We start from the raw sequence: 6,351 nt of genomic DNA, 5'->3' as shown, positions 1-6,351 counted from the left end.
TCGCCGGATGTTTCAGCAGTTGTTGCTCGATCTCGCCAAGCTCAATCCGGTATCCACGGATTTTCACCTGTTGATCGGTACGCCCCATAAATTGTAGGTTGCCACCAGGCAGCCAGCGCACCAGATCACCTGTCCGGTACATTTTGCCCCCGGGTTCATACGGGTTGTCTACAAATTTCTCGGCTGTCAGTTCCGGATTATTAAGGTAGCCCCGTGCCAGACTGTGACCGGCAATGTACATCTCCCCGGTCACACCTATCGGACAGAATTGAAGATGATCATTCAAAATAAAAATTCTTGTATTCGTAAAAGGTTTGCCTATAGGAATGACACCCTCTATGGAATCGACTTCATGCAGAGTGGTAACCACCGTATTTTCCGTTGGTCCGTAAGCGTTGATCAGCTTGTAATTCGGAAGATTATGAAGTTTAAGCTGCTCTCCCCCCGAAACGAGCAAACGTAATGACGAATTTGGCAGTTCAACAAATGATTCACATACCTTGGAAGAAAGAGTCGCAACCGTTATTCCATACTCCGATAAGTATTCATTCAGCCTCAATATATCCAGTCTCAGCTCGGTCGGAATGATATGAAGTGTAGCCCCTGACATCAGTGCAGGGAAAATTTCACTAATCGAAGCGTCAAAGGTCATTTGGAGATAGTTTGCCACCCGGTCTCTCTCAGTTAACTGTAGAGCATCTATATATCCACAACAGAAGTTGGTCAAGGCGCTTTGCTCAACCTGTACCCCCTTTGGCATACCTGTAGAACCTGAAGTGTAGATGATATATGCCAAATCATCAGGGTTTGTGGTCATCGTTGCCGAATCAGCTACAGACGGAATTTGGAGTGATGCCGCAGCATTCCAATCCTTCAATGCTGCCTCATCCAGAATGAATGTCACACATTCGGAATCAGCAGCTCTGAGCCGATCTGACCAAAGGTTCTGGGTCACAACCAGTCCTGCCCCGCTATCCTGAAGCATGTACCGGATTCGCTCAACCGGAGTTGATGGGTCCAGTGGTAAATAAGCTCCTCCTGATTTCATAATACCGAGAATGCCCGCAATCATTTCTACAGACCGATCCATCATAATACCAACGACCGTTTCTCTGGTTACACCACGCTGACGCAGGCGAGCTGCCAGGAAGTCTGCCGCCTCATTTAGCTCATAATAGGTCATGCTTCTGCCGTCATGCATAACCGCAACCTGATCAGGTGTCCGCAGAGCATTTTGCTCAATCCACTCGTACACCCGCTGGTGCAGCGGATAAGAGCAGGCGTTATCATTATAGACATGCTGTAGCGTCTGCTTCTCTTCCTCAGATACGACTTCAAACTCACCCAGCTTGCCTTGGGGATTGCTTAATATCCCTTTTAACAATTGAATAAAATGATGGCTCATGTTTTCAACCGTTTGAAGGGAAAACAGATCACTGCAATATTCCAGTTCAAACTCAAGTTGGCCATTCTGTACAACAGCAGCAAGAGTCAGATCAAATTTGGCAATGGGCAGTTCCGTCTCATAAGGCTCAACGTGTAAATCAATCCATTGTTGTCCGGATGTACGCTCAAGCTCCAGATTTTGCAGCACAAACATCGTATCCACCAATGCGTTTCTGCTTCTGTCTCTTGAGACACGAAGTTTGTTGATGAGCTCATCAAGCGGATAATCCTGATTTTCATAAGCCTGTAATGCATTCTCCTTCACTTCTCTCAGGAAATCACTGAAGGACCGTTCCGCTACAGGATAATTCCGCATGGCAAGTGTATTAACAAACATACCGATCACCTGCTGGAGATCTGCGTGTTTACGCCCCGCAATCGGAGATCCCACGACAATATCATCTTGTCCTGAATATCTGGAAAGTAAAGTTGTATAAGCGGCCAGCAGTACCATATATAGTGTCGCTTCATGATCTCTGGCCAATTGATGCAGTTCACGTGTGAGCTGTTCGTCACAAACAAATCGCACCCGGTTTCCTTTAAAAGAGTACACTTGCGGTCTTGGCCAGTCTGTTGGCAATTGAAGAACCGGAATTTCTCCCTCAAATCGATTGAGCCAGTAGGTCTCCTGTGTCTTCAGCCCTTCACTATTAAACCAATCCTTCTGCCACTCGGAGTAATCCTTGTACTGTAACTTCAGCTCAGGCAGAGATTTCCCCTCATACAATTCATGAAACTCCTGAACAAGCACACCCGTTGACACACCATCTGCGATAATATGATGCATGTCCATCACGACTGCATGTTCCTGTTCACTGATTTTCACAAGTTCAACCCGCATTAATGGGGCCTTGTCCAGCTCGAATGGACGAATTCGATCCGAAAGCGTTTCTTCCAGAGATCGGCTTCCCAGTTCAATATGTTCAACAGCAAACGGAACATGTGAATGAATCCGTTGGACGGGTTCGCCATCCACAATGACAAAGGACGTCCTGAATGACTCATGTCTCTGTACCAATTGCCGGAATGCCTCTTCAAATCGCACCACGTCCAGTTCTCCAGATACCTTCATCACTGCAGGCATATTATATGAAGTTCCGGTATCCGAAATCTGATGCAGCATATGAAGTCTGCGTTGAGCAGAAGAGAGTGCATAATAGGGCTTTGATTCGGCCGATTGTATGGAAAGATAGTCCTCTTTGGCAGCAGATTCAATGTAATTGGCAATACCTCGGATGGTTGGAGCAAGGAAAAGCTGTCGAATCGGCACCATCACCTGAATCTCTTTGTGAATTCGTGATGCCAGTGCTGTCGCTTTGAGTGAATGACCGCCGGACTCAAAGAAGTGATCATGAACCCCCGCAATCTGCACTCCCAAAATTTCTTTCCATATGGTGCAAATGCGATTCTCCAGCACCGTACTTGGTGCTTCATATTGGTCATGCTTCAAATGCTCTATACATTCTGCCGGTTCAGGTAGCGCCCTGCGATCAACCTTTCCATTTCCTGTTAGGGGAAGCTCATTGAGCAGGATAAAATAGGAAGGAACCATGTAGTCCGGCAGGCGCTCCGATACATACGTACGAATTCCGGTGGTTGTCAGCGCTGGATCAGCCTTTAGATATGCAATCAATATGTCCTGATCGGCTGCATCTTTTCTCGTCACTACGACCCCTTCGCGAATCCCTTCATGCTCCAGCAGAACATGCTCAATCTCGCCCAATTCAATGCGGTAACCGCGCAATTTAACCTGATGGTCCAAGCGTTCGAGAAACTCAATATCTCCATTTTGGAGCCGGCGTACTCGATCACCTGTGCGATACATCCGTGTTCCCTCAAGCAAGGGATGTGGAACGAATCGGGAATCGGTTAGTTCCTTGTTATTCAAATACCCCAAGCTCAAACCATCTCCGGAGATACATAACTCTCCTGGAATACCAGCTGGAACGGGATTCTGGTACCGGTCCATCACCCAGACCGAAGTATTGGCAATTGGTTTTCCGATGGGAAGGTTGGTAACCGCTGCTTCGATGGACCTAATGGGATAAGCTGTAGCAAAAACCGTGCTTTCTGTGGGTCCGTATACGTGAATCAGGCGATCCGATCCGAGAATATCCAGTCCTTTCCTGGCCTGGGCCACGGATGCCCGCTCGCCCCCAAATAATATTTTGCGGAAGCCGCGAAGACATTCCGGCTCACGATCAACGAGCAGATTAAACAGTGCGGTCGTCATGAAAGAAACCGTGACTTTCTCACGAACGATAACTTCGGCGAGCGCTTGGGTGTCCAGAACCGTGTCCTGCTTGAGCAGAACCAGACTGGCTCCGTTCAAAAGTGCGCCAAAAATATCAAAGACAGATCCGTCAAACGCATAATTCGAAAGCTGCAAAATCCGGTCTTCCGGGCAAATATCAATGTAATCCGTCTCACATACAACCCGAATTACGTTTGCATGAGAGATCATCACTCCTTTGGGCAATCCGGTAGAGCCAGACGTGTAGATCATGTAGGCCAGATCATCCATGCGGCTCTCCTTGTCAGGCTTCACTTCCATTATCTGTGTGGCAGCCGCCATCTCCATGACCGCAGGCATATGATTCATGTAGTCCCCATACAGCGGTAACATTGGAAAATTCAGCGGTGCCTGGCTGATCCATTCGGGCTGTGTCAAGAGCACCGCAGCCCTGCTGTCCTGAAGCATATGACTTATTCTTTCTTCCGGCCAGCCCGGGTCCATGGGAAGATAAGCTGCCCCTGCTTTCAGAATCCCGAGTATGCCCACAATCATCTCTACCGAGCGGTCTGCCAGCAGTCCTACCACTGCCTGCTTGGGTAGCCCAAATTCGTATAACCGGGATGCCATTTGATCCGCTTTTTCCTGCAATTCACGGTAGGTGATGTGCATATCATCCATAATAAGGGCGGTGGCATGAGGCGTTTTCTGGACTTGTTCATCAAAAAGCTGGGGAATGGTTTTCCATTTGGGATAATCCGTCACAGCCCCATTTGAAACCATTTCAAGCATCGGAAGTTCATCGTTCAAGACGAGAGTAATATCCTGGATATGAATACTCTCATCTGACGTAATTTGATGGATAATCGCTTTCGTATGCGTCTCAATCTGATCCATCAGAGCCGGTTCATAGACATGTTCGTCATAAATGAGCAGCAGCGTCAACTTCTCTCCAAGTCCAGCAGCCATTGTAAACGGATAGTTGGTTCGTTCCTCTCCAGTGATCTCGTTGATTTCAAAACCCAGATTGGACCGCTCTGCCATCTTCCTCGTATCCAGAGCATAATTTTCAAACACAACGACATGATCAAGCAGATCATGTTTGAGTTCAGTGCGGGCCTGCACCTCGGCCAGACTTAAATATTGATACGCCTGACTGTTCAATGCGTCCGACTGAATCTTTTTCATAAGCTCCACAAATGGTTGCTCTCCAGAAAAGGTGACACGTGTAGGAATGGTATTGATAAACAAACCAACCATATTCTCAATGCCATCCACGGCTGCATCCCTCCCAGATACAACGGTCCCAAAGACAGCATCTTCGTTATCATTATATTTGGCGAGCAGAAACCCCCACATCGCTTGAACGACGGTGTGGAGTGTCACGGCATGTTTCTGCGCCATCTCTTTCATTTTTGTGGTGAGAGCTTGGGAAAACTCTATTTTCTTCTCTCTTCTGGAGAACGCCATCTCACTTGTTGGTCGGTTTATCGAAGGCAAGCCGGTCTTCTCACTGTATCCTGACAGATAATGCTCCCAGTACCCAAGGCCCGATTCCTGTTCCTGCTGCTGGAGCCACTTCATGTAATTGCTATAGGGACGGGTATCTGCCATTTTAGACGGTAAGCCATTGGATCTATCAGCATATATATCCAGCAATTCATTGAAGAGAATGCCCATGCTCCAGCCATCCAGTATCATATGGTGAAACGTCCAGATCATCTGGAAATGCTGTTCACCAGTACAAACAAGAGCGATTCGAAGCAGGTTGTCCTTGGACAAATTAAATCCTTTTGCACGATCCTTCTCCATAAAATCTTGCATTAAGGCAGCGACTTCATCGTCTGACCTGCCCCTCAGATCGTGAAAGGTAAACCCGATCGTCCGCCTCGCAAGCACAACATGAACGGGCTCCTCCAATTTGGTATGAACTGAGGCTCTCAATATTTCATGTCGTTCAAGCAACTGATTGAAGCTTTGCTCCAGAATTTCGGGATCTATCTCCCCGCGGATATCCAGTACCGTTTGTTCAAAATAGGCATCTTCAGACGGATTTTCGAGCGCATGAAACAGCATTCCTCTTTGCATCGGGGATAATGGGTATATTTTCTCGACTTTTGCCTTCATGGACCGATATCATCTCCTTATTGGATCGTACCTAAGCTGTCCTAAACTTGGGATGAAAATAGACAAATATTAATCCTCAATCAGCTCATATTCGCTTAATAAATCTTCAAGATCCTCTAATGACAAGTCACTAAATCCATAGTCGGAAGATGTCTTCTCCGCATGTTCTTTGCTGATACAGTGATCAACCACCTGTTCAATGGCTTCAATATAATACTGGTTTAAATTAAGAATCATTTCTTCTGAAAACGCAGACTTGGTATAGGTTGTGCTAAGGGCCAGGCTTCCGTTATAGATGGCTACATTTAGCTCAATCGGATTCATGCGGGCAATGTGCTCGCCCATGCTTTCTCCCGGTTTAAAATGCGAGGCATGAACCCACCCGGAATTTGCAGATGCTCCGATCTCTCCCAAATAGTTAAATAGAATTGGAGCCTTCTTCTCCGCCTGTAACTCCGGCATCCGGGCCACATATTTCAGCGCTCCATAGCTGAAGCCTTTATGAGGTACCTTGCGCAATCCTTCTTTCACCCGTTTGATGGTGA

General features: G+C 47.1%; 2 protein-coding genes. Both read right to left on the bottom strand.

Translation table 11 applies throughout. From position 1 onward, the window contains the following. Positions 1–5,767: non-ribosomal peptide synthetase (locus IFU39_RS32440; RefSeq protein WP_206759608.1), on the bottom strand; the 5,767-nt coding region annotated here is incomplete at its 3' end. 108 nt (positions 5,768–5,875) lie between these two features. Next, positions 5,876–6,351, bottom strand: a 476-nt coding sequence (locus IFU39_RS32435; RefSeq protein ID WP_244661189.1) for a condensation domain-containing protein, incomplete at its 5' end; no start/stop codon positions are given.

The sequence above is a fragment of the Paenibacillus sp. CFBP 13594 genome (assembly GCF_014842675.1).
In the GTDB taxonomy this organism is placed as follows: Bacteria; Bacillota; Bacilli; order Paenibacillales; family Paenibacillaceae; genus Paenibacillus; species Paenibacillus amylolyticus_B.
The sequence above is the reverse complement of the archived record's forward strand: the minus strand, read 5'-3'. Positions and strand labels throughout refer to the sequence as shown.